Source organism: Micrococcus sp. HOU01, assembly GCF_035609305.1.
GTDB classification, from domain to species: domain Bacteria; phylum Actinomycetota; class Actinomycetes; order Actinomycetales; family Micrococcaceae; genus Micrococcus; species Micrococcus luteus.
Genome location: NZ_CP141211.1, coordinates 1,224,188 through 1,249,360 on the forward strand (window position 1 = coordinate 1,224,188; position 25,173 = coordinate 1,249,360).

The following is a 25,173-nucleotide window of genomic DNA, read 5'->3' on the forward strand; positions in this document are numbered from 1 at the left end:
GCCGGAGGACGTGGTGAAGGAAGACTCATGGCTGGTGCCCTGAAGAAGACGATGATCTACCTCGGCCTGGCCGACGGCGACGAGTACGACGAGCAGCCGCGTGCGGCCGAGCGGGAGACCGCGCCCCGACACGAGGTCGTCGAGGCGCGCCGCCCCGCGGAGCCGGACACCGACCCCCACATGGAGGCCGTCCGCCCGGCTGCGGTCCGCGATCCCGAGCCGGCCGAGCGGCCGGAGCCCGTGACCCCGTCCGGCTCCACCGCGGCCGATCCCGTCGAACCCCGGCGTCCGGCGCGTCCCGAGCCGGTCGACCCGGGCTACCGGGCCCCGGTGACCCCCATCAAGCGAGCCGCAGCGTCGTCTGCCGAAGGAGCCTCCGTGCACACCCTCTCCACCGTCCACCCCCGCTCCTACAACGACGCGAAGGCGATCGGCGAGGCCTTCCGCTCCGGCGTCCCCGTGATCATGAACGTGACCGACCTCGGTGAGAACGAGGCCAAGCGCCTCGTGGACTTCGCGGCCGGCCTCGTCTTCGGCCTGCACGGCTCGATCTCCCGCATCACCAGCAAGGTGTTCCTGCTGACCCCGGCCACCGTGGACGTCGTCGGCGCCGAGCAGGGCGAGTCCGGCGCGGCCGACTCCCCGTTCGACGGCGACTGAGGCGCCCATGCAGCTGCTCCTCGCCCTCGCCTACATCGCCCTGACGGTGGTGCTCGCGGCGCTGACCGTGCGGATCGTCCTGGACGTCACGCAGTCGTTCGTCCGCCACTGGCGCCCCACCGGGGCGGCCCTCATGCTGGCCAGCGGCGTGTACGGGGCCACCGATCCGTTGCTGCGCCCCGTGCGTCGTGCCGTGCCGCCGGTGAACCTGGGCGGCATCGGCCTGGACGTGGCCTTCCTCATCGTGTTCCTCGGCGTCGTCCTGCTGCGGGTCCTGGTGCTGAGCCTGGCCGGCGTGGCCTGACCCGCGGCCCGGGGCGGCTGTCGGCCCCGGTGGTAGTCTTCGCGGCAGGATCGGCGCCGCCCCTCACCGGCGCGCCGACCGCCGACGCGCCGGGCCGCCCGGCCGTCCCCGAGCACCGAGCAGAGAGCGAGACGGTTCCATGGCGCTGTCCTGGGAAGACGTGGTCAACAAGCAGTTCCAGCCCACGAAGTTCCGCGAGGGCTACGACCAGACCGAGGTGGATGACTTCCTCGACGAGATCGTGGCGGAGTTCAAGCGCCTGATCGCCCTCAACGAGCAGCTCGAGTCCGAGAACGCGGAGCTGCGCGCCGGCGGCGCCGCCCCGGCCGCCGGCCCCGCTGCGGACACCCCGGAGGCCGCCGCGACCCCGGCCTCCGCCGAGGAGTCGGCCCCGGCCGCCGCCCCCGAGTCCGCCGACGCGGCCGCGACCTCCGCCGCCGGCGTCCTGGCCATGGCCCAGCGGCTGCATGACGAGCACGTCGCCGCGGGCGAGCAGCGCAGCACCGAGCTCGTCGCCGAGGCCGAGGCCACCGCGGCCCGGCTCGTCAGCGACGCCGAGGAGCAGAAGGCCCGCACCCTCGAGGCCCTGGCCGTGGAGAAGGCCGGCCTGGAGGGCGAGGTCGAACAGCTGCGCAGCTTCGAGACCGACTACCGCAGCCGCCTCACCTCCTACATCGAGGGCCAGCTGCGGGAGATCCGCGCCCAGAAGCGCGTCGAGCCCCCCACGCCCACGGCGTGAGTCGTGCCGTCGACGCCGCGCCGGCCCCGCGATCCCCTCGCGCGGGCCGGCGAGCCGTGCTCACCGCCCTCATCGTGGCGGTGCTGGCCTACGCCCTCGACCAGCTGACCAAGTACGCGGTCGAGAGCACGATGCAGCTGGGGGACTCCGTCGCGGTGATCCCCGGGGTGCTGCGCTGGCACTACATCCTGAACCCGGGCGCGGCCTTCTCCATCGGCGAGGACCACACCTGGGTGTTCACCATCATCCAAGCCGTGGTGGCGGTCGCCGCCCTCGTCGGGATCGCCCGCGTGCGCTCGACGCCGTGGGCCCTGGCGCTGGGCGGGCTCGCCGGCGGCGTGCTCGGCAACCTCACGGACCGGCTGTTCCGGCCCCCGGCGTTCGGGCGCGGCCACGTGGTCGACATGATCTCCGTGCCGCACTTCGCGATCTTCAACGTTGCGGACTCGTTCATCGTCTGCTCCGTCATCGGCGTCGCCCTGCTCGTGATGACCGGCCGCCGCCTGGACGGCACACGGGAGGCGTGAGGACATGGGCATGAGACCGGGACTGACCGAGCGGCTCGAGGTCACCGAGGCCGAGGCGGGCCGGAGGGTCGACGCGGTGCTCGCCGACGCGTTCGGCGTCTCCCGCTCGCTGCTGGCGGACTGGTTCTCCCGGGGCCTGGTGCGGGCCGAGTCGCGCTCCGGCCGCCGGGACCGCGTCCTGGCCAAGTCCGCGAAGGCCGTGGTGGGGGAGACCCTCGCCGTCGACGTCCCCGACGACCCCGACCCCCTGGAAGTGAGGGCAGAGCGCGTGGACGCGCTGAGCATCCTGTACGAGGACGAGGACCTGGTGGCCGTGGACAAGCCCACCGGCGTGGCCGCGCACCCCTCGCCGGGCTGGGTCGGGCCCACCGTGGTGGGCGCCCTGGCCGCCCTCGGCTACGACATCACCACCTCGGGCGCCCCTGAGCGCCAGGGGATCGTGCACCGGCTCGACGTCGGCACCACCGGGGTCATGGTCGTGGCCAAGACCGAGCGCGCCTACACGGCCATGAAGGACCAGTTCCGCGAGCGCGTGCCGGAGAAGGTCTACCACGCCGTGGTCCAGGGCATCCCGGACCCGCTGAGCGGCACCGTGGACGCGCCCATCGGGCGGCATCCCGGCCACCACTGGAAGTTCGCGGTGCTCGAGGACGGCCGGCCGTCCGTGACCCACTACGAGACGCTCGAGGTGTTCGGCCGGGCCACCCTGCTCGAGGTCCACCTGGAGACCGGGCGCACCCACCAGATCCGCGTGCACACCTCGGCGCTGCGCCACCCGTGCGTCGGCGACCTCACGTACGGGGCGGATCCGCGCCTGGCGGCCGAGCTCGGGCTGACCCGCCAGTGGCTGCACGCCCACCGCCTGGCGTTCCCGCACCCGGTCACGGGGGAGCCGGTGACGATCACCTCCCCGTATCCGGACGACCTCGCCCACGCCCTGGCGGCGCTGCGCGGCGACGAGGACTGAGCCGGCACCGTCGATGTGACCCCCGTCCCGGTCCGGCCCCGCCGCCCGGGCACCACGAGTAGGCTGGTGCGGCCCTGCCGTCCTCCCCGTCGAAAGGCCCACCCCGCATGACCGTGTCCGCCGACGCCCGCCCCGACGCCGTGAAGGACGGCGGCTTCGTCCACCTGCACACGCACACCGAGTACTCCATGCTCGACGGCGCCGCGAAGCTGGACAACCTGTTCGCCGAGGCCCAGCGGCTGGGCATGGACTCGCTGGCCATCACGGACCACGGCTACCTCTTCGGCGCCTACGACTTCTGGTCCAAGGCGAAGGCGGCGGGCGTCAAGCCGATCATCGGGCTCGAGGCCTACGTGGCCCCCGGGCATCAGCACCGCACGGACAAGGAGAAGACCCGCTGGGGCGAGCCCCACCAGCGGGGGGACGACGTGTCCGGCGGCGGTGCGTACACGCACATGACGCTGCTGAGCGAGACCACCGAGGGGATGCACAACCTGTTCCGGATGGGCTCGATCGCCTCGCTGGACTCGGTGTACGCCAAGTGGCCGCGGCTGGACCGGGAGCTGCTGAGCCAGTACTCGAAGGGCCTGATCGCCACCACGGGCTGCCCCTCCGGCGAGGTGCAGACGCGCCTGCGCCTGGGCCAGTACCGGGAGGCGATGCAGGCGGCCTCGGACTTCCGGGACATCTTCGGCAAGGACAACTACTACTGCGAGATCATGCACCACGGCCTCGACATCGAGCGCCGGGTGATGACGGACCTGCGGCGGCTCGCCAAGGACCTGGGCCTGCCGTTCGTGGCCACGAACGACCTGCACTACACCCACGAGCACGACGCCAAGGCGCACGAGGCGCTGCTGGCCCTGCAGTCGGGCTCGAAGCTCAACGAGCCCAGCTACGACCAGGGCGGCTCCCGCTTCGCGTTCTCCGGCACCGAGTACTACCTGAAGTCCCCGCGGCAGATGCGCGAGCTGTTCGCGGAGCTGCCCGAGGCCTGCGACAACACGCTGCTCATCGCCGAGCGGTGCGAGGTCGAGTTCGACACGAAGGCCAACTACATGCCGGTCTTCCCCACGCCGGAGGGCGAGGACGAGACCAGCTGGCTCATCAAGGAGGTCGCCTCCGGTCTGGCCTACCGCTACCCGGACGGCGTGCCGGACCACGTGCGCATGCAGGCGGACTACGAGCTGGACGTCATCATCTCGATGGGCTTCCCCGGGTACTTCCTCGTCGTGGCCGACTTCATCAACTGGGCCAAGGAGAACGGCATCCGGGTGGGCCCGGGCCGCGGCTCGGGCGCCGGATCGATGGTGGCGTACGCGCTGCGCATCACGGACCTGGACCCGCTCAAGCACGGGCTGATCTTCGAGCGGTTCCTCAACCCGGACCGCGTGTCCATGCCCGACTTCGACGTCGACTTCGACGACCGCCGTCGCTCCGAGGTGATCGACTACGTCACCCGCAAGTACGGCGACGAGCGCGTCACCATGATCGTCACGTACGGCACCATCAAGACCAAGCAGGCTCTGAAGGACTCGGCCCGCGTGATGGACCAGCCCTTCTCGATGGGCGAGTCCCTCACCAAGGCGCTGCCGCCGGCGGTGATGGCCAAGGACATCCCGCTCAAGGACATCGAGGACCCCGCGGCCCCGCGCTACGGGGAGGCCGCGCCCTTCCGCGAGCTGATCGCGACGGACCCGGTGGCGAAGGAGGTCTTCGAGACCGCCAAGGGTCTCGAGGGCCTGAAGCGGCAGTGGGGCGTGCACGCGGCCGGCGTGATCATGTCCTCGGTGCCGGTGATCGACGTCATCCCGATCATGCGCCGCCTCCAGGACGGCCAGGTCATCACCCAGTTCGACTACCCGATGGCGGAGTCCCTGGGCCTGATCAAGATGGACTTCCTGGGGCTGCGCAACCTCACGATCATCTCGGACGCGCTCGAGAACGTGAAGGCGAACCAGGGCGTGGACCTGGACCTGGAGACCCTCGACGTGGACGACCCGGCGGCCTACGAGCTGCTGGCCCGCGGTGACACCCTCGGCGTGTTCCAGCTCGACGGCGGGCCCATGCGCTCGCTGCTGAAGATGATGCGCCCGGACAACTTCGAGGACATCTCGGCGACCATCGCCCTGTACCGCCCCGGCCCCATGGGCGCGAACTCGCACACCAACTACGCGCTGCGCAAGAACGGGCAGCAGGAGATCACCCCGATCCACCCGGAGCTGGAGGAGCCGCTGCGGGAGATCCTGGACACCACCTACGGCCTGATCGTGTATCAGGAGCAGGTCATGGCGATCGCCCAGAAGGTGGCGGGCTACTCGCTCGGCCAGGCCGACATCCTGCGCCGTGCGATGGGCAAGAAGAAGAAGTCGGAGCTGGACAAGCAGTACGAGGCGTTCCACCAGGGGATGCTGGACCGCGGCTACTCGGAGGCCGCGGTGAAGGCCCTGTGGGACATCCTGCTGCCCTTCTCGGACTACGCGTTCAACAAGGCGCACTCGGCCGCCTACGGCCTGGTCTCCTACTGGACGGCCTACCTCAAGGCGCACTACCCGGCGGAGTACATGGCCGCGCTGCTCACCTCGGTGGGCGACGACAAGGACAAGCTGGCCATGTACCTCAACGAGTGCCGCCACATGGGCATCACCGTGCTGCCCCCGGACGTGAACGAGTCCCACCTGACCTTCACCCCCGTCGGCCGGGACATCCGCTTCGGCATGGGCGCCGTCCGCAACGTGGGCGCCAACGTGGTCAAGGGCATGGTCCAGGGGCGCGAGGACGGGGGTTCGTACACGGGCTTCGGCGACTTCCTGGCGAAGGTGCCGCTCGTGGTGTGCAACAAGCGCACCATCGAGTCCATGATCAAGGCCGGCGCCTTCGACTCCCTCGGCTACGCCCGCCGCGCCCTGCTGGCCGTGCACGAGGAGGCCGTGGACGCCACCGTGGCGCAGAAGCGCAAGGAGGACCACGGCGAGTTCACCTTCGACCTGTTCGCGCTCGGCGGCGGCGACGAGGACGACTCCGACGCCGCGGACGGCGTCGCCGTCCCGGACCTGCCGGAGTGGTCCAAGAAGGAGAAGCTCGCGTTCGAGCGCGAGATGCTGGGCCTGTACGTGTCCGACCATCCGCTGCAGGGCCTCGACGGCGTCCTGGCCCAGCACGCCGACGTCCAGATCAGCCGCGTCCTCGACGACGACGGGCCCGCGGACGGCGCGATCGTCACCATCGCGGGCCTGGTCACCACGCTCGAGCGCCGCATCGCCAAGTCCTCGGGCAACGCGTACGCGCGCTGCGAGATCGAGGACCTCGGGGGCTCGATGGACGTCATGTTCTTCGGCCAGGTGTACGCGCCCATCGCGATGATGCTGGCCGAGGACCTCGTCGTCGCCGTCAAGGGCAGGGTCCAGCGCCGCGACGACGGGTCGGTGTCCCTGTCGGCGATGGAGCTGACCATCCCGGAGCTCTCGGACGGCCCCGGCGGCCCCGTGCGGATCACGCTGCCGGCGTTCAAGGCCACGGAGCAGGTCATGGGCCAGCTGGCGGACGTGCTGCGCACCCATGAGGGCTCCTCGGAGGTGCGGCTGTCCCTGGTGGGCCAGCGTGCCACGCAGGAGTTCCAGCTGGGCCCGCAGTTCCGGGTGAGCCCGAACCCGGCGCTGTTCGGTGACCTCAAGATCCTGCTGGGTCCGGCCTGCCTCGGCTGAGCGGACGTAGCATGGGAGTGCCCCGCCCAGGAGGAGAGAGCTGATGCACTGCCCGTTCTGCCGCCATGAGGACTCGCGCGTGGTCGACTCACGCTCCCTCGACGACGGCTCCGCCATCCGTCGGCGTCGGCAGTGTCAGGCCTGCGGGAAGCGGTTCACCACCATGGAGACCACCGCCCTGACCGTCGTCAAGCGCTCCGGGGTGGCGGAGCCGTTCGACCGCTCCAAGGTGATCAACGGCGTCCGGAAGGCGTGCCAGGGGCGGCCGGTGACGAGCGACGACCTGGCCATGCTCGCCCAGGAGGTCGAGGAGACGGTCCGTGCCACGGGCAACGCCGAGGTGGACGCCCACGACGTCGGCCTGGCCATCCTCGATCCGCTGCGCCGTCTCGACCAGGTGGCCTTCCTGCGCTTCGCCTCCGTCTACCGGGACTTCGAGTCCCTCGACGACTTCGAGGAGGCCATCGCGGAGCTCCGGGCCGGTGACGGGGACGACCGCGGCCGTCCCGCCGTGCAGCCGCGGCTGTTCACCCGCTGACCCGGGCCGATGCGACGGCGCCGCCGGGATCGACGGTGCAGTGGTGCGCACGGCCTCCAGACGCTACAGTGATCCCCGGGCCGACCTCGGTCGGCCCGGCAAGACTGCCGAGGGCGGTTCCGGAGGGGAAGCCGGAACCGCCCTCGGTGTCTGCGCCCTCAGTTGCCGTCGGCGAGCGAGCCGTGCGCGGCCAGGGCGGCGCCCACGATGCCCGCGTTGTTCTGCAGCTGGGCCGGGACGATCGGGGTGCGCAGGCGCAGCAGCGGCAGGTAGTCGTCCGGCCGCTTGGAGATGCCGCCGCCGACGATGAACAGGTCCGGCGAGAAGATCCGCTCCACGTGGGAGAAGAAGCGCTGCAGTCGCTCGGCGTACTCGGCCCAGCTGAGCTGATCGCGCTCCCGGGCCTTCGCGGAGGCCCGCGACTCGGCCATCACGCCGTCGAGCTCCAGGGAGCCGACCTCGAAGTTCGGGACGAGCACGCCGTCGTGGATCATCGCGCCGCCGATGCCGGTGCCGAGGGTGATCACGTGCACCAGGCCGCGCACGCCCCGCCCGGCCCCGTAGCGGGCCTCCGCGAGGCCGGCCGCGTCGGCGTCGTTGACCACGGTCACGGGGCGGCGCAGGTGCTCCTCGAACCTGCCGCGCAGGTCCGTGCCGATCCACGAGTGGTCGATGTTGTTCGCGGACAGGCACACCCCGTCCTTGACGATCGAGGGGAAGCACACACCCAGCGGGGCGGAGGGCTTCGGCGCCTTCTCGCGCCCGTCGAGCTCGGCGGTGATGGCCGCCAGGGTCGCCGCCACGGGCTCGGGCATGGCCGGCTGCGGCGTGGGGATGCGGAAGCGGTCCCCGCGCAGGGTGCCCGCCTTCGGCCCCGACCCGAGGCGGACCAGGCCGCCCTTCATGCCGGTCCCCCCGACGTCGATGCCGATCGTCGTGGGGTATTTGGAGGAGCGCTGGGCGGTGCTGGTGTGCGTCGTCACGGCCCCCAGCTTAGTGCCGGGTCACGGCAGCGTGAGAATCTCCGCGCCGTCGTCCGTGACCACGATCGTGTGCTCGAACTGCGCGGTGCGACGGCGGTCGCGGGTCACCACGGTCCAGCCGTCGTCCCACTGGTCCCAGTCGATCGTGCCGAGGGTGAGCATCGGCTCGATGGTGAACACCATGCCGGGCACGAGCAGGCGGTCGTGGGCCGGGGCCGCGTCGTAGTGGGGGATCACGAGGCCGGAGTGGAAGTCCACGCCCACGCCGTGGCCGATGAAGTCGCGCACCACGCCGTAGCCGAAGCGCTTGGCGTAGGACTCGATGGCGCGGCCGATCACGTTGACCTGACGGCCGGGCTTCACGGCGCGGATGCCGCGGCGCAGGGCCTCCTCGGTGCGCTCGACGAGCAGCCGGGACTCCTCGTCCACGTCGCCGACCAGGTAGGTGCGGTTGTGGTCCCCGTGGACGCCGTCCAGGTACGCGGTGATGTCCAGGTTGACGATGTCCCCGTCCTCCAGGACGGTGCCGTCCGGGATGCCGTGGCAGATGACCTCGTTGATCGAGGTGCAGATGGACCGCGGGAAGCCGCGGTAGCCCAGGCAGGACGGGTAGGCGCCGCGCTCCACGAGGAAGGCGTGCGCGATCCGGTCCAGCTCGTCCGTGGTGACGCCCGGGCGGATGTGGGCGGCGGTGTGCTCCATGGCCTGCGCGGCCAGGCGGCCGGCGGCGCGGATCCGCTCGACGCCGGCGGCGTCGTAGACGTCCGAGGCCTTGCCCTCGTCCGGGGTGGCCTTGCCGACGTACTCGGGGCGCGGGATCGCGGCCGGCACGGGCGGGGCGGGGGACGGGGCCCCGGGCGTCAGCGTGCCGACGGGGGCGAGCGACCCGGGCTCCGGCGCGGTGGGGCCCGCAGGGCGGGGACCGTTGTGGCTGGACGGGGCGACGGGGTTCTGACGCTGGGACATGTCCTCCAGCCTATCGGCCCGGCTACTGTGGCCCCCATGACCGAGACGAGCGAGTTCTGGTACAACGTCAACACGCATCAGGTGGAGGTGGGCGCCCAGTCGGACTGGTCCCAGCTGCTGGGCCCGTTCGGCACCCGTGAGGAGGCCCAGGCCGCGATGGACCGCGTGCGGGCGAACAACGAGACCGCCGACGCCTGGGACGAGCGCGACGACGACTGGGACAGCCGTCCCGTCGACGACGCCTCCTGACCGCGGCGCCGGACGACGCCGGGCCCCCGTCCCTCGGACGGGGGCCCGGTCGTCTCACGGGGCGGGTTCAGCCCTCGAAGCCGTGCTCCGGGGCCGGGAACGCGCCGTCGAGCACGTCCGCGCGATAGGCCCGGACCGCGTCGCCCACGACCTCGTGCAGGCGGGCGTACTGACGGACGAACCGGGGCACCCGTCCCTCGCGCAGGCCGAGCATGTCCTGCCACACGAGCACCTGGCCCGTGGTGCCCGGGCCCGCGCCGATGCCCACGGTGGGCACCCGCAGCGCGGCGTCGACGGCGGCGGCGACGTCCGAGGGGACCATCTCCATCAGGACGGCGAACGCCCCCGCGGCCTCGAGGGCCCGGGCCGACGCCGTCATCCGCTCGGCCGCCCCCGCGCCGCGGCCCTGCACCCGGTAGCCGCCGAGCACGTGCTCGGACTGCGGGGTGAAGCCGATGTGGGCCATGACCGCGACGCCGGCTGCCGTCATCGCGGCCACGTGCTCGGCGAAGCGCTCGTCGCCCTCCACCTTGACGGCGTGCGCGCCGGACTCCTTCACGAGGCGCACGGCCGACTCGACGGCCTGCCGCGGGGAGGCCTCGTACGAGCCGAAGGGCAGGTCCGCGACCACGAGGGCACGCTCGGCACCGCGCACCACGGCCTGGGTGAACAGGATCATCTGGTCCAGGGTGACCGGCAGGGTGGTGGGATGGCCCAGCACGGTGTTGCCCACCGAGTCGCCCACGAGCAGCACCTCGACGCCGGCCTCGTCGAACAGGGCCGCCGTCATCGCGTCGTAGGTGGTGAGCATCGCGAAGCGCCGGCCCTCGTCCTTGGCCCGCTGCAGGTGGACCGTCCGGTACCGGGACGGGGCGGGCGGCCCGTAGGGGGCGGTGTCGTCAGGCTGCCGGGGGGACTGGGGAGCAGACATGGGCCGGAGTCTACGCGGCGCGTCTAGAGTGGCGGCATGGATCGACAGCAGGACTACGTGCTCCGCACCATCGAGGACCGGGACGTCAGGTTCGTCAGGCTCTGGTTCACGGACGTGATCGGTACGCTGAAGTCGGTGGCCCTGTCTCCGGCCGAGGTGGAGAACGCCTTCACGGAGGGCCTGGGCTTCGACGGCTCCTCGATCGACGGATACACCCGCATCTCGGAGTCGGACATGCTGCTGCAGCCCGACCCCTCGACCTTCCAGATCCTGCCGTGGCGCGGCGACCAGGGACAGAGCTCCCGGATGTTCTGCGACGTGCTCACCCCGGACGGCCGACCCGCCCCCGCCGACCCGCGGCACGTGCTGCGCCGCGTGCTGGACCGGGCCGCAGACCGGGGCTTCACGTGCTTCACCCACCCGGAGATCGAGTTCTACCTCCTCCAGTCGGACCAGCCCGGCCCGGACGGGGAGCCGGTGCCCGTGGACCGCGCGGGCTACTTCGACAACGTGCCCGGCTCCGACGCGGCCGACTTCCGCCGCGACGCCGTCAGCCTCCTCGAGGGGATGGGCATCTCCGTCGAGTTCAGCCACCACGAGAACGGCCCCGGCCAGAACGAGATCGACCTGCGCGCGGCGGACGCGCTCACGACGGCGGACAACGTGATGACGTTCCGGACCGTCGTCAAGGAGGTCGCCGCCGCCCAGGGCACGTACGCCACGTTCATGCCCAAGCCGTTCTCCGAGCACCCCGGCTCGGGCATGCACACCCACTTCTCCCTCTTCGAGGGTGACGCGAACGCGTTCTACGACCCGGCGGACGAGTTCCGGCTCTCCGTCACGGGCCGCCGGTTCATCGCGGGCCTGCTGCGCCACTCCGTGGAGATCACCGCGGTGACCCACCAGTTCGTGAACTCCTACAAGCGCCTGTGGGGCGGCGGCGAGGCGCCCTCGTACGTCTCCTGGGGCCACAACAACCGTTCCGCGCTCGTGCGCGTGCCCCTGTACAAGCCGGACAAGGCCGGCTCGGCCCGCATCGAGTACCGCGGCATCGACGCCTCGGCCAACCCGTACCTGGCCTACGCCCTGCTGATCGCGGCCGGGCTCAAGGGCATCGAGGAGGGCTACGAGCTGCCCGAGTCCGCCGCCGAGGACGTCAGCGCGCTGACCACCCACGAGCGGCGCGTGCTCGGCCACGTCCCCCTGCCCGGCACCCTGCACGACGCCCTGCGCGCCGCCGAGGAGTCCGAGTTCGTGGCATCCGTGCTGGGCGAGCACGTCTTCGACGCCCTGCTGCGCAACAAGCGCCAGGAATGGGACGACTACCGGGTGGAGGTCACGCCGTACGAGCTGCGGCGCTACCTCTCCGGCCTCTGAGGCGCCGGCCGTGTCCGCCCTGCCCGACGCGGCGACCGCCGACGCCCCGGACCGCCGCACCCTCGCGCACGCCGGCGTCGCCGACGCCGGCCGCGTGCAGACGCTGCTCACCTCGCCCGAGTTCGAGGGCGTGGACGTGCGTCCCCTCGTCGAGCTCCTCGGCCACGCCGCCGATCCCGACCGGGCCCTGCTGCTGTGGGTGCGCCTGGCCGAGCGCGAGCCCCGCGTCCACCACGCCCTCCGGGACCCCGGGACGACGGCCCGCCTGCTGCGGCTGCTCGGCGCCTCCGAGGCCCTCGGCGAGTTCCTCATCCGCCGTCCCGAGCACCTGGACCTCGTCCTCGACCCGGACGCGGCCGCCGCCACCGCGCCCGCCCTCGCCCAGCCCGACCCGACCGCCGGCGAGCCCTGGGGTGATGCGTCCGCCGCCCTGCGCCGCCTGCTCCTGGACTCGGTGGGCGCCGACCCGGACGCCGACCGCCCCCTCGCGGCCGTCACCGGCAAGGACGCCGCCGTCGCCCTGCGCCGCGCCTACCGCCGCCAGCTGGCCGCGATCGCCCTGCGTGACCTCGACTCCGCCGAGCCCACGGCGGCCATGCCCTCGGTGGGCCGCTGGCTCGCGGACCTGGCCGGCGCCGCCGTGGACGCGGCGCTCGCCGTCTCACGGGCCGTCCTCACCGAGCGGGAGGGCCCCGTGGTGGACCGCCTGGACCTCGCCGTGATCGGCATGGGCAAGTGCGGCGCCGGCGAGCTCAACTACGTCTCGGACGTGGACGTCGTGTTCGCCCACGCCGTCCGCGAGGCCGTGGACGGCGCGGACCCCGACGCCCAGGTCCCGGACGGGCCGCGCGCCGCCGCGCTCGCGGCCGAGCTGGCCGCGGGCATCGGCCGCGTGATCCAGGGTGCGGCCCCCGAGCCGGGGCTGTGGGAAGTGGACGCCAACCTGCGTCCCGAGGGCAAGGACGGCGCCCTGAGCCGCACCGTGGAGTCCCACGCCGAGTACTACCGCCGCTGGGCCCACGGCTGGGAGTTCCAGGCCCTGCTCAAGGCCCGTCCCATCGCGGGCTCGCCACAGCTCGGCGAGCGCTACATCGCGGAGATCTGGCCCCGGGTGTGGGAGTCCTCCTCGCGCGACGGGTTCGTCGAGTCCGTCCGGGCCATGCGCGCCCGGGTCCTGGACACCCTCGCCCCCGCGGAGCGCGAGCGGGAGATCAAGCTCGGGCCCGGCGGTCTGCGCGACGTCGAGTTCACGGCCCAGCTGCTCCAGCTCGTGCACGGCCGTGCGGACGAGTCGCTGCGGGTGCGCGGCACGCTCGACGCGGTGCGGGCGCTGCACGCCGCCTCCTACGTCACCACGCGAGACGCGCGGGCGTTCGACGAGCACTACCGGTGGCTGCGCACCCTCGAGCACCGCATCCAGCTCGTGCACCTGCGGCGCACCCACCTGATGCCGGTCAAGGAGGAGGCCCGCCGCATCGTCGCCCGGTCGATGCGCGGCGCCGCGGACCGGGGCCCCGCCACCGGCGAGGACCTCCAGGCCGAGTTCACGCGCGTGCGCCGCGCCGTGCGCGGTCTCCACGAGACCGTGTTCTACCGGCCGCTGCTGTCGACGACGGCCGCCCTGTCCGCCGAGGACGTGCGGCTGTCCGCGGAGGCCGTCCGCGACCGCCTGGCGGCGCTGGGCTACCGCGACCCGCAGGGCGCCCTGCGGCACATCGAGGCCCTCACGCAGGGCGTCTCGCGCCGGGCCGCGGTCCAGCGGCAACTGCTGCCGGCCATGCTCGGCTGGTTCGCGCGGGGCGCCGACCCCGACGGCGGCCTGCTCGCCTTCCGCCGGCTCTCCGAGTCGCTGGGCGGCACGGCCTGGTATCTGCGGATGCTCCGCGACTCCTCGGACGCCGCCCGACGGCTGTGCCTGGTCCTGTCCGGCTCCCGGTTCGTGGGGGACCTGCTCGAGCACTCGCCCGAGGCCGTGGCCTGGGTGGGCGACGACCGGGAGCTCGACCCCCGGGGCGCGATCCAGCTGTGGCGCCAGGTCGACGCGCGGCTCGACCGCCGCGTGGCCGCGGAGGAGGCCCCCGCGGCCGTGCGCCATGTGCGGCAGGTGCGGCGCAGCGAGACCCTGCGCGTGGCCCTGGCGGACATCTCGGGGCTGCTGGACCTCGAGGCCGTCACCGGGGCCCTGTCGGACATCGACCAGATCACCGTCGTCGGCGCCCTGCGCGTGGCCTCGCGCGCCGTCGTCGGGGACGCCGACCCGCTCACCGACGTGCTCGTGGTGGCCATGGGCCGCCAGGGCGGCCGGGAGATCACCTACGGCTCGGACCTCGACGCCCTGTTCGTGCACCGGCCACGCCCCGGCGTCGACGAGGGGCGGGCGCGCGAGCAGGCCGAGGAGGTTGTCCGCACGCTCATGGCCCTCCTGCAGAAGCCCGTCGCGCCGCCGCTGCCCGGGGAGCGGCGGCTCGAGGTGGACGCCGACCTGCGCCCCGAGGGACGCCAGGGGCCCCTGGTGCGCACCCTGGACTCGTACCGGGAGTACTACGGTCGCTGGGCCGAGGTGTGGGAGCGGCAGGCGCTGCTGCGCGCCCGCCCCCTGGCCGGCGACGACGACCTGGCCACCGACTTCCGCCGCTGGGCCGACGGCGTCCGCTACGCGCAGGACCTCTCGGCCGCCGATGCCCGGGAGATCCGCCGGATCAAGGCCCGCGTGGAGGCCGAGCGGCTGCCCCGCGGGGCGGATCCGGCGCGCCATGTCAAGCTCGGGCGCGGGGGGCTCTCGGACGTCGAGTGGCTCGTGCAGTCAATGCAGCTCAAGCACGCCGGTCAGATCGAGGACCTGCGCGTGACCGGCACGCTGCCGGCGCTGCGGGCGATCGCCCGGCACGACCTGCTGCCCGAGTCCGAGGTCGCCGTGCTGGAGGAGGCGTGGCTGTTGGCCACCCGGATCCGCGCCGCCCTGCTGCTGTGGACGGGCAAGGTCTCGGACGTGCTGCCCACGAACATGCGCGACCTCGAGGCCGTGGCCCGCCTCAGCGGGGTGGGCACGACCGGCGGGGAGCTCGAGGAGCGCTACCTGCGGGTGACCCGCCTGGCCCGTCAGGTGTTCGAGACCCGGTTCTACGGGCTCTGAACAACGCCGGCCCGCCACCTCGACGGGGTGGCGGGCCGGCCGTGCTCCGGTGTCGCGAGCGCCGGCTCAGGCGCGCACGACGTGCTCCCCGAGCAGCTCCAGGGTGCGTCGCCGCACGCCGGCGTCCTGGGCCGCCGTCGTGATGATCAGCTCGTCCGCCTGGACCCGCGCCGCGAAGTCGTGCAGCCACGCCGCCGTCGTCGGGCCGGTGCCCACGGCCGTGCACTCGAGCATCCCGAGCACCTGCTGACCGGCGGGGGAGTGCAGCAGCATCTCGACCTCGTCGTCGGTGAGGGTGCGGCCCCGGCCGAGCATCATCCGGATGCGCGCCCGCTGCGCGGCCTGCCACTCCCGCTCGGCCACCTCCTCGGTGTCCGCGGCGATCACGTTGGCCGCCGCGATGAAGTGCGGCTCCGCGAGGGCCTCGGAGGGCTCGAAGTGCTCCCGGTACAGGCGCGCCGCATGCTCGAGCATCTGCGGTGCGAAGTGGCTCGCGAACGCGTAGCCCAGGCCGAGCTGCGCGGCCAGCTGGGCGCCGAACGCCGAGGAGCCGAGGATGTACAGCGGGACGTTGGTGCCCTTGCCGGGGTAGGCGTCGATGCCGGGGATCAGGCTCTGGCCGGTGAGGTAGCCCTGCAGCTCGAGCACGTCCTGCGGGAAGCGCTCGGCCGCCGACGGATCCCGGCGCAGCGCCTGCAGCGTCCGCTGGTCGGTGCCGGGGGCGCGACCCAGGCCCAGGTCGATGCGGCCGGGGTGCAGCTCGGCCAGGGTGCCGAACTGCTCGGCGATCACCAGCGGCGAGTGGTTGGGCAGCATGACGCCGCCGGAGCCGAGGCGGATCGAGTCGGTGTGCGCGGCCACGTGCGCGATGAGTACGGCCGTGGCGGAGGAGGCGATGGAGGGCATGTTGTGGTGCTCCGCGTACCAGACGCGCCGGAAGCCGGCGGCCTCGGCGACGCGGGCCTGCTCCACGGATTCGGCGAAGGCTTCGCCCATCGGGGCGCCGTCGCGGACGAGGGCGAGGTCCAGCAGGGACAGCGGCAGGGGGGTGGGGGCGGTGTGCTCGGTCATGGTGCTCCTGGTCTGCGGGCCGCCCGGCCGGGCGGAGGTCTCCACAGATCCAGCGCCCACCGGCCCCGGACTATTCCGCGGCCGGGCACGACGACGGCCGCCCGCCTCCGGCGTGGGAGACGAACGGCCGTCGTCGGGGCCGCGGCGGGCGGATCAGACCGAGTAGTACAGCTCGAACTCGTAGGGGTTCGGGCGCAGGGCCAGCGGGGCAATCTCCATCTCGCGCTTGTACGCGATCCAGGTCTCGATCAGCTCCTCGGTGAACACGTCGCCGGCCAGGAGGAACTCGTGGTCCTCCTCGAGGGCGTTCAGGGCCTCGTCCAGGGTGGCGGGTGCCTTCTGGATGTCGGCGGCCTCCTCGGCCGGCAGCTCGTAGAGGTCCTTGTCGATCGGCTCGGCCGGCTCGATGCGGTTGCGGATGCCGTCCAGGCCGGCCATCAGCTGCGCGGCGAACGCGAGGTACGGGTTGCCCGAGGCGTCCGGGGCGCGGAACTCGATGCGCTTGGCCTTCGGGTTGGAGCCGGTGATCGGGATGCGGATGCCCGCCGAGCGGTTGCCCTGCGAGTAAACCATGTTCACGGGGGCCTCGAAGCCCGGCACCAGGCGGCGGTAGGAGTTCACCGTGGGGTTGGTGAAGGCCAGGACCGCGGAGGCGTGCTTCAGCAGGCCGCCGATGTACCAGCGGGCGGTGTCCGAGAGGTTCGCGTAGCCCTTCTCGTCGAAGAACAGCGGCTCGCCGCCGTTCCAAAGGGACTGGTGGCAGTGCATGCCGGAGCCGTTGTCGCCGAAGACGGGCTTGGGCATGAAGGTCGCGGACTTGCCGAACATGTTGGCGACGTTCTTGACGACGTACTTGAACTTCTGCAGGTCGTCCGCCGAGTGGGTCAGCGTGTTGAAGCGGTAGTTGATCTCCGCCTGGCCCGCGGCGCCCACCTCGTGGTGGGAGCGCTCTACCTCGAGGCCGACCTCGGCCAGGACCGAGCAGATCTCGTCGCGCAGGTCGGCCTGCTTGTCCGTGGGGGAGACGGGGAAGTAGCCGCCCTTGAGGCCGGTCTTGTGGCTCAGGTTGCCGCCCTCGTCCTCGCGGGAGGCGTTCCACCAGGCCTCGTCCGAGTCCACGGCGTAGAACGAGCCGCGGGGGGAGGACTCGTAGCGGACGTCCTCGAAGATGAAGAACTCGGCCTCGGGGGCGAAGAACGCCGTGTCGGCGATGCCGGAGGAGCTCAGGTAGGCCTCCGCGCGCTGGGCCACGCCGCGCGGGTCGCGCAGGTAGGGCTCGCCGGTGCGGGGGTTCACGATGGAGAAGTTCATCGTGAGGGTCTTGCGGACCCGGAAGGGGTCCACGAAGGCCGTCGCGACGTCCGGGATGAGCTGCATGTCGGACTCGGCGATGCCCGCGAAGCCCCGGATCGAGGAGCCGTCGAAGAGCTGGCCCGTGACGAAGAAGTCCTCGTCGACGCTCGAGGCGGGCACGTTGAAGTGGTGCTGCATGCCGGGGAGGTCGGTGAAGCGGACGTCGACGAACTCGATCCCCTCATCCTTGATGTACGCGAGGACGTCCGCGGGGGAGGTGAACATGGTGCGCTCCTGTGGTTGTGACGATGGTGGCATGTCCGGCACGGCGGCGCTGGCGTGGCGGGTGTCATCACCCTACTTGCCCGGCGGCCTCCGTGGGCGTCGGTGACGCCCCACGGCGAGCCTCGCGGTTCCGCGCCGGTAGGCTGGGCCGGTGGCACGCAGAGCACCCGACCCCGCGCAAGAGCCCGAACCGACCCGCCGCGACGAGCCGCTGATCACCCGGCGCGACCTCGCCGGCTGGGTGGACGGTCCGGGCGGCGGCCTGGCCGGCGGCCGCTGGCCGGGGGACCTGCTGGGCCTGCCCGAGCACGGCCCGACCTCGATGGCCACTGCGGCCCGCCGCGCCGTCGCCCTCGTGATCGACTGGTTCCTGGCCCTGGGCGTGTCCTGGCTGCTCTTCGACTCCGACGCGATCGCCACCCTGATGGTCTTCGCCACCATGCACATCCTGGGCATCACCCTGCTGGCCACCACCGTGGGCAAGGCCGTGTGCCGCACCCAGGTGGTGCGCCTCGGCGGCCGGACCGCCCCCGTGCACCGCGTGGTGGTGCGCACGGCGCTGCTGTGCCTCGTGCTGCCGGCCGTTGTCGTCGGCCCGGACGGCCGCGGCATGCACGACAAGGTCGCCGGCACCGTCGAGATCCGCATGTGAGCGCACCGGCCCGCGCCGGACGACGCCGGATCCGACTCGACGCGAGGCCGGACACGACGAAAGGGGGGCGCCCCGCCGAATCCTCGGCGGGGCGCCCCCCTTTCGCGCGGGTGCGTCGGCGCTCAGCGGCCGCGCATGGCGCGCCGGCTCGGGCGCACCTTGTTCGGGTCGACGCCCTTGGGGATGGGCAGCCGGTTGGTGTTGAGCGCGGTCAGACGCTTGTCCACGGCCTGGACCTCCTGCGCCGTGAGGGCCTTCTTCATGCCCTTGAGCGTGCCGGGCAGCTCGTGCAGCGGGACCTGGCCCTGGCCGTTGCCGGACTCCACCACGGTGACGGGCACGCCGGGCAGGAAGCGGCGCATGGCCTTCTCCTCCTTGACCACCAGCGCGGCGACGCGGGGGGAGGGGCCCTCCGTCACCAGCACGACGCCCGGCCGGCCCACGGCGCGGTAGACGAGGTCCTGGGTCTTCGGGTTCACGGCGGCCGGCTGCTCGGACACGATCCAGCCGCGGCCCAGCGTGGAGAGCGCGGCGCCGGCGGCGCCGGGGCGGCCCTCGAGCTGGGCGAACCCGGCGCGGCGCGCCTTCCGGTTCAGGATGACGACGGCGGCGAGCACACCGAACGGGATCGCGATGAGCAGCCACGTGATCCAGTTGTCCAGCAGGAGGCCGATGACGAGGCCGACGACCAGGGCGCCCAGGAAGGCCAGCAGCATCCACAGTCCGACCTTGGGGTCGTGCGCCTTGGTCATGGCGTAGGCCTGCTTGAGCTGGGAGATCACGCCCGGGCCCTTCGTGGCGCGCTTGTCCCGGCGCTGGGCCTTCGCCTGCTCCTTCTCGCGGAGGCGACGCTCGCGCTGCATGGCCTTGACCTCCTTGAGCGTGGCGGAGGTGGAGCCGGAGGAGGACGCGGGGGGCTGGCTGTTCTTCGTCATGGCGGGGTCCAGTCTAGTCGGGCGGCTCAGGACATCTGGGCGACGACGGCGGAGGCCTCCTGGCGGGCGGTCTTCTCCCCGGCCAGGTGCGCCAGGTTCTCCGGCAGGGTCCGGCCGAGGCGCTGCATGGCCTGCGCGTAGAGCTTGCCCGCGCGGTACGACGAGCGCACCAGCGGGCCCGCCATGACGCCCTGGAAACCGATCTCCTCGGCGCGCTGGGACCACTGGACGAACTCCTGCGGCTTCACCCAGCGGTCGATGGGGTGGTGCAGCTTCGAGGGCCGCACGTACTGCGTGATGGTGATGATGTCGCAGCCGGCCTCGTGCAGGTCCACCAGGGCCTGGTCGATCTCGTGGTCCTCCTCGCCCATGCCCAGGATGAGGTTGGACTTGGTGACGAGCCCGTCGGCCTTGGCCATCGTGAGCACCCTGAGGGACTTCTCGTACGTGAAGGCCGGGCGGATGCGCTTGAAGATGCGCGGCACCGTCTCCAGGTTGTGCGCGAACACCTCGGGCCGCGCGTCGAACACCTGCTGGACGAGCTCCGGCACCGCGCCGAAGTCCGGCGGCAGGATCTCGACGCCGGTCCCCGGGTTGAGCGCGTGGATGCGGCGGATGGTCTCCGCGTAGAGCCACGCCGCGCCGTCCTTCTGGTCGTCACGGGCCACGCCCGTGACGGTGGCGTACCGCAGGTCCATCTCGCGGATGTTCTCGGCGACCTTCTGCGGCTCCTCCATGTCCAGGGGACGCGGCTTGCCGGAGGTGATGTCGCAGAAGTCACACCGGCGGGTGCAGATGTCGCCGCCGATGAGGAACGTGGCCTCGCGGTCCTCCCAGCACTCGAAGATGTTGGGGCAGCCGGCCTCCTCGCACACGGTGTGCAGGCCGGCGGACTTGACCTTGTTCTTCAGGCCGATGTACTCGGGGCCCATGTGGACCTTGGCCTTGATCCACTCGGGCTTGCGCTCGACGGGCACCTCGGCGTTGCGCGCCTCCACGCGCAGCAGGCGGCGTCCTTCGGGGGCGAGGCTCATGCGGGGATTCCTTCCGTGGGGGTGACGGCGATGAAGGCCGGCCCGAGCTCGTCCAGATGACGGGTGAGCACCGGGACGACGTCGGCCGGCGTGATGGTCCGGCCCGTCTCGACCGACAGGGTGGTGGTGGCGGCGTCCGTGATGCCGCACGCGATGATCCCCTCGTAGGGGGCCAGGGAGTTGGAGCAGTTCAGCGCGAAGCCGTGCATGGAGACGCCGTCGTGGATGGACAGGCCGATGGCGCCGACTTTGCGGTCCGGGCGGGCCGTGCCGTCGTCGTCCCGGTCCGCGAGGACCCAGATGCCTGCCCGCCCGTCCACGCGGACGGCCGTGACGCCGAACTCGGCGGCGGTGCGGATCAGCAGCTCCTCGAGGAACCAGACGTAGTCCTTGACGTGGGCACGGTCGCGCAGCCGGACCACGGGGTAGCCGACCAGCTGGCCCGGCCCGTGCCATGTGATCTTGCCGCCGCGGTCCACGTCCACGACGGGGGCGCCGTCCGTGGGGCGCTCGGCGTCCTCGGTGCGACGACCGGCCGTGTAGACGGCTTCGTGCTCCAGGAGGAGGAATTCGCCGTCGGAGCGGCCGGCGACGACGTCCGCGTGCAGGGCGCGCTGGGCGTCCCAGGCGGCGTGGTAGTCCACCAGGTCGGGCGCCAGGCCGAGCACGCGCAGGGGCGGCAGGGGTGTCTCGGGCATGACGTCCACTGTAGTCCTCGGGCCCGGACCTGTGGACAACCGCCGTGACGCTCGGGGACATGCGGCACCCTGGGCTGGAACGGACGGCGCGGCGGAGAGGGGAGACCGATGCGGGACTGGGACGAGGCGGACGGCGGCGCGGCCGGACGCGTCGGCGGCGGGCCGGAGACCGAACCGGAGAGGTTGTCGGAGCCGGGCACGGCTGCGCCGCGCGCCCCGGGCTGGGAACCCGTCCGGCTGCTCGGCGCGGGCGCCCAGGCGGAGGTCTGGCTCGTCGAGGACGGTCGGGGCGTCCGGGCCGCCCTGAAGGTGCCCCGTGCCGGCGCGGCGCCGGATGCGCTGGCGGCGGAGGCGCAGGCCGGACGGGTCGCGCATCCCCATCTGCTGCGCGTGCTCGGCGTGGTGGAGACGGACCGGGGCCTCGGGGTCCTCACCGAGCACCGCGCGGCCGGCACGCTGCAGGACATGGTGCAGCGGGTCGGACCCCTGAGCCCGGGGCAGGCCGTCACCGTGCTCGTCCCGATCGCCCAGGCTCTCGCGTGCCTGCACCGCGAGGGGGTGGTGCACGGCGACGTGTCCCCGGCGAACGTCCTGTTCGGCGTCGACGGCAGCCCGGCCCTCGCCGACCTCGGCGTCGCCCGGGTGGTCGGCGGGGCGTCGGGGGCCGGGGCGACGCCGGGCTTCGCGGCCCCCGAGGCGCTCGCCGCGGTGGAGGGGGCCGGGGCGGAACCGGGGGCGTCTCCGGCGGTGGGGGCGCCGAGTGACGTCCATGCGTGGGCCGCCCTGGGCTGGTACGCGCTCACCGGTCGGGCGCCGGGCGCCGCCGGGCATCGGGCGCCGCTGCCCGTCCTGGTCCCCGAAGCGTCCCCCGAGCTCGCGCTGCTGCTCGATGCGGCGCTCTCCCCGGACCCGGCGGCGCGGCCGAGCGCGGAGGAGGCCGCCGCAGCCGTATACGCGACGGCCCGGCCCGAGCCGGTCCCGCTGGGAGAGGCCGCCCCCGCCGAGGTGGCGCACCTGCTGCCCACGGTGCTGCCGGGCTCCGGGCCCACGCGGCGACGCCGGGGACGACGCGCGGCTCCGAGACGGCGCGCGCTCGCGCGCCGACGTGGGGCGGCGCCACGCCGGGGCGTCCTCCTGGCCGCAGGGCTGGCCACCGCGCTGGCCGTGGGCGGTGGCACCGCCGGGCTGTGGTGGCCGGCGGCTCCGGGCTCGGCAGCGGAGGGGGCGCCGGAGCCGGCGGGCGCGGTGCCGGCCGGCACCGCGGTGGACGCGGCGGGCCCGGCGGACGGGACGCGGGAGAGCGGGGCGCCGGCGAGGGTGCCGGACACGGGTGCCCCCGGGGAGGACGCCGCCGGGGAGGACGCCGTCGACGTGGGCGAAACGCTGGCCGCGGTCGGCCACGCACGGACGGCCGCGCTCACCGACCCGGAGCCCGCGCGACTGGACGCCTACGCCGTGCCTGGGGGACCGGCGTGGGAGAACGACCGGGATCTGCTGCGCCGGCTGACGGACGAGGGGTTCGCCTTCTCCGGCCTCGAGGTGACGGTGGAGCAGGCCGGTCCCGCCCGGCGGGCCGGGGACGACGCGCTGCGTGTCGACGCCGTGCTCCGGACGTCGGCCCACACCGTGCTGGACCGCGCGGGACGCGTGGCGGCGCATCGGGAGGCGACGGCCGAGGAGGTCGTGCTGGTCCTGCGCAGCGGCCACGGAGAGGGCCCCGAGGGGCGGGACGGCGGCGCGGCGGGTCGGACGTGGCGGGTCGAGACCGTCGATCCGCGCTGACCCCGGGCCCGGATCCAGCGCCGGAGGCCGGCGGTCCCGACGGGGGGACGCCGCGGGCCCCGGGGAGAAGCTCCCCGGGGCCCGCGGCGTGGTGCGGCGTCAGCCGCCTGGGCTGATCACTGCCAGAGGACGGCGACCAGGATGTTCACCAGGCCCAGACCGCCCACCGCGTGGGCCAGGCCCGTGGGCACGACCTCCCCGCGGTTGGACTTGCGGCGGCCGATCAGGGCGGCCACGAAGACGATGACGCCGATCAGGAACTTGACGCCCAGCTTCATGTGGTTCGGCTCCCCGCTCATGGCGAGGCCGAAAAGCACCACGCCGGAGACGATCATGCCCACGGAGCCCCACCACTGCGAGGTGGTGACGGTCGGGTTGCGGAAGTGCGCGAACCAACCGCCCACGATCGCTGCGGCGGACACGATGTGCACGGCCACCAGGATGCTGTGCAGGATATCCACAGTCCTTCTCCCTTTCCGTCAGAGACCCAGCTCGTTGGCGAACTCGCCGCCCTCGAGACGCTGACGCAGCGTCGTCAGGAAGCGGCCCGCGTCGGCCCCGTCCACCAGGCGGTGGTCGTAGGTCAGGGACAGGTACATCATGTGGCGGATGGCGATCGAGTCGTTGCCGTCCGCGTCGGTCACCACCATGGGGCGCTTCACGATCGCACCGGTGCCCAGGATCGCGACCTGCGGCTGGTTGATGATCGGCGTGTCGAACAGCGCGCCCACGGAGCCGATGTTCGTGATCGAGAACGTGCCGCCCGAGAGCTCGTCCGGCGAAATCTTGTTCGTGCGGGTGCGCTCGGCCACGTCGGCGATCTTCTGGGCGAGGCCCGTCAGGTTCAGGGAGCCGGCGTCCTTGATGACGGGCACCAGCAGCCCCTTCTCCGTGTCCACGGCGATCGCGATGTCCTCGGACGCGTGGTATGTGATCTCCTTGTTGTCCTCGGAGAACGACGCGTTCAGCTTGGGGTGCTGCTTGAGGGCCTCGGCGACCGCCTTGGTGATGAACGGCAGGTACGTCAGGTTCACGCCGGCCTGCTGCTGGAAGGAGGCCTTGGCCTTCTTGCGCAGCTGCACGATGCGGGTGACGTCCACCTCGTGCACCTGGGTCAGCTGGGCGGACAGGTCGAGGGACTCGCGCATGCGCTGGGCGATGACCTGGCGGATGCGCGGCGCCTTCTCCACCTCGCCGCGGACCGAGGGGTCCACGGAGGAGCTCGCGGCCGGGGCGGACGCAGCGGCCGGGGCGGACGACGGGGCGGCAGCCTCGGAGGCCTGCTCGGCCGGAGCCTCGGACCCGCCCGCGGCGGCCTGCGAGGCCAGCGCGGCGGCGAGCACGTCCTGCTTGCGGATGCGGCCGCCGACGCCCGTGCCGCGAACCGTGGACAGGTCCACGTTGTTCTGGTGGGCCAGGCGGCGCACCAGCGGGGTCACGTAGCCCTGGCCGGGCTCGGTGGCGGAGGGCGCCTCGGCGGACTCGGCCTGCGCGGAGTCGCGCTCGGCGGACTCGCGCCGGGAGGCCTCCTCGGACGGAGACGCCTCCGGCGTCTTCTCCGACTTCTCGGCGCCGGCGGCCTCGGCGGCCTCCTCGGTCTCCTCGGGGGCCTCGGCCTCGGTCGCCTTGTCCTCGATCTCCTCGGCGGACGCCTCGTCCTGACCGGAGGAGCCCTCCGACGGGGCGGAGCCGCCGCCGGCGGAGCCGGAGCCGACGAGTGCGAGGACGGCGCCCACCTCGACGGTGTCGTCCTCCTCCGCACGGATCTCCAGGAGGGTGCCCGCCACGGGGGAGGGGATCTCGGTGTCGACCTTGTCGGTGGAGACCTCGAGCAGCGGCTCGTCGACCTCGACCTCGTCGCCGACGGACTTCAGCCAGCGGGTCACGGTGCCCTCGGTCACGGACTCGCCCAGCGCGGGCAGGGTGACCTCGGAGGCCTCGCCGCCGGCCGACGGGGCCCCGTCCGAGCCCTGGTCGGTGGAGGCGCGCTCCTCCGGAGCCGGCTCGCCTGCGGGCTCCTGCTGGGCGTCGTCCTGCTGCGCCTCCTCGACGGCGGGCTCCTCGGCCGCGGCGTCGTCCTCCGACGCGTCGGCGGAGCCGCCGCCGGAGCCGTCGCCGATCGTGGCCAGCGGGGCGCCGACCTCGACCGTGTCGTCCTCCTCGACCAGGATCTCCTCGAGCACGCCGGCCACGGGGGACGGGATCTCGGTGTCGACCTTGTCGGTGGAGACCTCCACCAGGGGCTCGTCGACGGCGACCTCGTCGCCGACGGCCTTGAGCCAGCGGGTCACGGTGCCCTCGGTGACGGATTCGCCCAGGGCGGGCAGGTTCACGGTTTCAGACAT

At 73.0% G+C, this 25,173-nt stretch carries 22 protein-coding genes; 12 read left to right on the forward strand and 10 right to left on the reverse strand.

Going from position 1 to position 25,173, the window contains the following annotated elements; all coding sequences use genetic code 11:
- Positions 1–27 precede the first annotated feature (27 nt).
- The 7 genes from sepF to nrdR all read left to right on the forward strand — a co-directional run bounded on the left by sepF (position 28) and on the right by nrdR (position 7,439).
- Positions 28–660: a cell division protein SepF gene (gene sepF / locus SOY78_RS05660; protein WP_036314178.1), complete on the forward strand. Its 633-nt coding sequence runs from the start codon at positions 28–30 to the stop codon at positions 658–660.
- A 7-nt stretch (positions 661–667) separates the two neighbouring features.
- The gene (locus SOY78_RS05665) at positions 668–964 is read left to right on the forward strand and encodes a YggT family protein (protein WP_036314180.1); all 297 of its coding nucleotides are present in this window, start codon (positions 668–670) and stop codon (positions 962–964) included.
- 139 nt (positions 965–1,103) lie between these two features.
- Positions 1,104–1,703, forward strand: coding sequence for a DivIVA domain-containing protein (locus tag SOY78_RS05670; RefSeq protein ID WP_041102723.1), 600 nt, complete (start codon positions 1,104–1,106; stop codon positions 1,701–1,703).
- A 56-nt stretch (positions 1,704–1,759) separates the two neighbouring features.
- Positions 1,760–2,230 (forward strand): signal peptidase II, encoded by a 471-nt coding sequence (gene lspA / locus SOY78_RS05675; RefSeq protein WP_036314214.1) that lies wholly within the window; start codon positions 1,760–1,762, stop codon positions 2,228–2,230.
- A 4-nt stretch (positions 2,231–2,234) separates the two neighbouring features.
- Positions 2,235–3,197, forward strand: coding sequence for an RluA family pseudouridine synthase (locus tag SOY78_RS05680; RefSeq protein ID WP_080772536.1), 963 nt, complete (start codon positions 2,235–2,237; stop codon positions 3,195–3,197).
- Positions 3,198–3,304: 107 nt separating this feature from the next.
- A complete protein-coding gene (dnaE, locus tag SOY78_RS05685; RefSeq protein WP_324701914.1) occupies positions 3,305–6,901 on the forward strand; it encodes a DNA polymerase III subunit alpha in 3,597 nt (1,198 codons plus the stop codon).
- A 43-nt stretch (positions 6,902–6,944) separates the two neighbouring features.
- Positions 6,945–7,439, forward strand: coding sequence for a transcriptional regulator NrdR (gene nrdR / locus SOY78_RS05690; protein WP_002855838.1), 495 nt, complete (start codon positions 6,945–6,947; stop codon positions 7,437–7,439).
- Positions 7,440–7,597: 158 nt separating this feature from the next.
- Here nrdR and ppgK read toward each other — a convergent pair whose 3' ends face one another.
- Positions 7,598–8,422, reverse strand: coding sequence for a polyphosphate--glucose phosphotransferase (ppgK, locus tag SOY78_RS05695; RefSeq protein ID WP_036339941.1), 825 nt, complete (start codon positions 8,420–8,422; stop codon positions 7,598–7,600).
- A 21-nt stretch (positions 8,423–8,443) separates the two neighbouring features.
- Entirely contained in the window at positions 8,444–9,388 is a 945-nt protein-coding gene (gene map / locus SOY78_RS05700; protein ID WP_324701915.1) for a type I methionyl aminopeptidase, read from the reverse strand.
- Positions 9,389–9,424: 36 nt separating this feature from the next.
- Between map and SOY78_RS05705 the strand changes: the two genes are divergently transcribed.
- Entirely contained in the window at positions 9,425–9,637 is a 213-nt protein-coding gene (locus SOY78_RS05705) for an SPOR domain-containing protein (RefSeq protein WP_036314191.1), read from the forward strand.
- Positions 9,638–9,704: 67 nt separating this feature from the next.
- On the opposite strand, the gene panB is transcribed toward SOY78_RS05705, so the two are convergent.
- A complete protein-coding gene (gene panB, locus SOY78_RS05710; RefSeq protein ID WP_036383056.1) occupies positions 9,705–10,568 on the reverse strand; it encodes a 3-methyl-2-oxobutanoate hydroxymethyltransferase in 864 nt (287 codons plus the stop codon).
- 36 nt (positions 10,569–10,604) lie between these two features.
- Here panB and glnA (SOY78_RS05715) point away from each other — a divergent pair, with 36 nt between their 5' ends.
- Together glnA (SOY78_RS05715) and SOY78_RS05720 are read left to right on the forward strand one after the other, a co-directional pair.
- Positions 10,605–11,945, forward strand: coding sequence for a type I glutamate--ammonia ligase (gene glnA, locus SOY78_RS05715; protein WP_036383058.1), 1,341 nt, complete (start codon positions 10,605–10,607; stop codon positions 11,943–11,945).
- Positions 11,946–11,955: 10 nt separating this feature from the next.
- Positions 11,956–15,078, forward strand: coding sequence for a bifunctional [glutamine synthetase] adenylyltransferase/[glutamine synthetase]-adenylyl-L-tyrosine phosphorylase (locus SOY78_RS05720; RefSeq protein ID WP_141844051.1), 3,123 nt, complete (start codon positions 11,956–11,958; stop codon positions 15,076–15,078).
- A 66-nt stretch (positions 15,079–15,144) separates the two neighbouring features.
- On the opposite strand, the gene SOY78_RS05725 is transcribed toward SOY78_RS05720, so the two are convergent.
- Complete coding sequence (locus SOY78_RS05725) at positions 15,145–16,149, reverse strand: LLM class flavin-dependent oxidoreductase (RefSeq protein WP_036314199.1); 1,005 nt, start codon at positions 16,147–16,149, stop codon at positions 15,145–15,147.
- Positions 16,150–16,302: 153 nt separating this feature from the next.
- Positions 16,303–17,727 (reverse strand): type I glutamate--ammonia ligase, encoded by a 1,425-nt coding sequence (gene glnA, locus SOY78_RS05730; protein WP_036314201.1) that lies wholly within the window; start codon positions 17,725–17,727, stop codon positions 16,303–16,305.
- A gap of 151 nt (positions 17,728–17,878) precedes the next feature.
- On the opposite strand from glnA (SOY78_RS05730), the gene SOY78_RS05735 reads away from it, so the two are divergent.
- Complete coding sequence (locus SOY78_RS05735; RefSeq protein ID WP_049146950.1) at positions 17,879–18,379, forward strand: RDD family protein; 501 nt, start codon at positions 17,879–17,881, stop codon at positions 18,377–18,379.
- A 122-nt stretch (positions 18,380–18,501) separates the two neighbouring features.
- Here SOY78_RS05735 and SOY78_RS05740 read toward each other — a convergent pair whose 3' ends face one another.
- From SOY78_RS05740 to lipB, 3 genes are read right to left on the reverse strand one after another with little or no spacing between them, the layout of a single operon-like run.
- On the reverse strand, positions 18,502–19,314 hold the full coding sequence (locus SOY78_RS05740; protein WP_036314203.1) for a DUF4191 domain-containing protein: 813 nt from the start codon (positions 19,312–19,314) through the stop codon (positions 18,502–18,504).
- Between the two features lie 26 nt (positions 19,315–19,340).
- Entirely contained in the window at positions 19,341–20,348 is a 1,008-nt protein-coding gene (gene lipA, locus SOY78_RS05745) for a lipoyl synthase (protein WP_036383060.1), read from the reverse strand.
- Positions 20,345–21,046 carry a lipoyl(octanoyl) transferase LipB gene (gene lipB, locus SOY78_RS05750; RefSeq protein ID WP_036383074.1) on the reverse strand — a complete coding sequence of 234 codons (702 nt, stop codon included), beginning with the start codon at positions 21,044–21,046 and terminating at the stop codon, positions 20,345–20,347. Before lipB ends, lipA begins: the two co-directional genes overlap by 4 nt.
- A 108-nt stretch (positions 21,047–21,154) precedes the next feature.
- Here lipB and SOY78_RS05755 point away from each other — a divergent pair, with 108 nt between their 5' ends.
- Entirely contained in the window at positions 21,155–22,828 is a 1,674-nt protein-coding gene (locus tag SOY78_RS05755; protein WP_324701916.1) for a serine/threonine-protein kinase, read from the forward strand.
- A gap of 116 nt (positions 22,829–22,944) precedes the next feature.
- Here SOY78_RS05755 and SOY78_RS05760 read toward each other — a convergent pair whose 3' ends face one another.
- The gene (locus tag SOY78_RS05760) at positions 22,945–23,289 is read right to left on the reverse strand and encodes a hypothetical protein (RefSeq protein ID WP_010078527.1); all 345 of its coding nucleotides are present in this window, start codon (positions 23,287–23,289) and stop codon (positions 22,945–22,947) included.
- 18 nt (positions 23,290–23,307) lie between these two features.
- Positions 23,308–25,173, reverse strand: coding sequence for a 2-oxoglutarate dehydrogenase, E2 component, dihydrolipoamide succinyltransferase (gene sucB, locus SOY78_RS05765; RefSeq protein WP_036336936.1), 1,866 nt, complete (start codon positions 25,171–25,173; stop codon positions 23,308–23,310).

Excerpts from the sequence above, each read along its gene's own strand:
- dnaE (WP_324701914.1), top strand. The coding sequence starts at position 3,305 with ATGACCGTGTCCGCCGACGCCCGCCCCGACGCCGTGAAGGACGGCGGC.
- sepF (WP_036314178.1), top strand. The coding sequence starts at position 28 with ATGGCTGGTGCCCTGAAGAAGACGATGATCTACCTCGGCCTGGCCGAC.
- SOY78_RS05680 (WP_080772536.1), top strand. The coding sequence starts at position 2,235 with ATGGGCATGAGACCGGGACTGACCGAGCGGCTCGAGGTCACCGAGGCC.
- lipB (WP_036383074.1), bottom strand. The coding sequence starts at position 21,046 with ATGCCCGAGACACCCCTGCCGCCCCTGCGCGTGCTCGGCCTGGCGCCC.
- SOY78_RS05740 (WP_036314203.1), bottom strand. The coding sequence starts at position 19,314 with ATGACGAAGAACAGCCAGCCCCCCGCGTCCTCCTCCGGCTCCACCTCC.
- nrdR (WP_002855838.1), top strand. The coding sequence starts at position 6,945 with ATGCACTGCCCGTTCTGCCGCCATGAGGACTCGCGCGTGGTCGACTCA.
- glnA (WP_036383058.1), top strand. The coding sequence starts at position 10,605 with ATGGATCGACAGCAGGACTACGTGCTCCGCACCATCGAGGACCGGGAC.
- glnA (WP_036314201.1), bottom strand. The coding sequence starts at position 17,727 with ATGTTCACCTCCCCCGCGGACGTCCTCGCGTACATCAAGGATGAGGGG.
- map (WP_324701915.1), bottom strand. The coding sequence starts at position 9,388 with ATGTCCCAGCGTCAGAACCCCGTCGCCCCGTCCAGCCACAACGGTCCC.
- SOY78_RS05755 (WP_324701916.1), top strand. The coding sequence starts at position 21,155 with ATGCGGGACTGGGACGAGGCGGACGGCGGCGCGGCCGGACGCGTCGGC.
- SOY78_RS05725 (WP_036314199.1), bottom strand. The coding sequence starts at position 16,149 with ATGACCGAGCACACCGCCCCCACCCCCCTGCCGCTGTCCCTGCTGGAC.
- SOY78_RS05665 (WP_036314180.1), top strand. The coding sequence starts at position 668 with ATGCAGCTGCTCCTCGCCCTCGCCTACATCGCCCTGACGGTGGTGCTC.
- panB (WP_036383056.1), bottom strand. The coding sequence starts at position 10,568 with ATGTCTGCTCCCCAGTCCCCCCGGCAGCCTGACGACACCGCCCCCTAC.
- SOY78_RS05670 (WP_041102723.1), top strand. The coding sequence starts at position 1,104 with ATGGCGCTGTCCTGGGAAGACGTGGTCAACAAGCAGTTCCAGCCCACG.
- lipA (WP_036383060.1), bottom strand. The coding sequence starts at position 20,348 with ATGAGCCTCGCCCCCGAAGGACGCCGCCTGCTGCGCGTGGAGGCGCGC.
- SOY78_RS05705 (WP_036314191.1), top strand. The coding sequence starts at position 9,425 with ATGACCGAGACGAGCGAGTTCTGGTACAACGTCAACACGCATCAGGTG.
- sucB (WP_036336936.1), bottom strand. The coding sequence starts at position 25,173 with ATGTCTGAAACCGTGAACCTGCCCGCCCTGGGCGAATCCGTCACCGAG.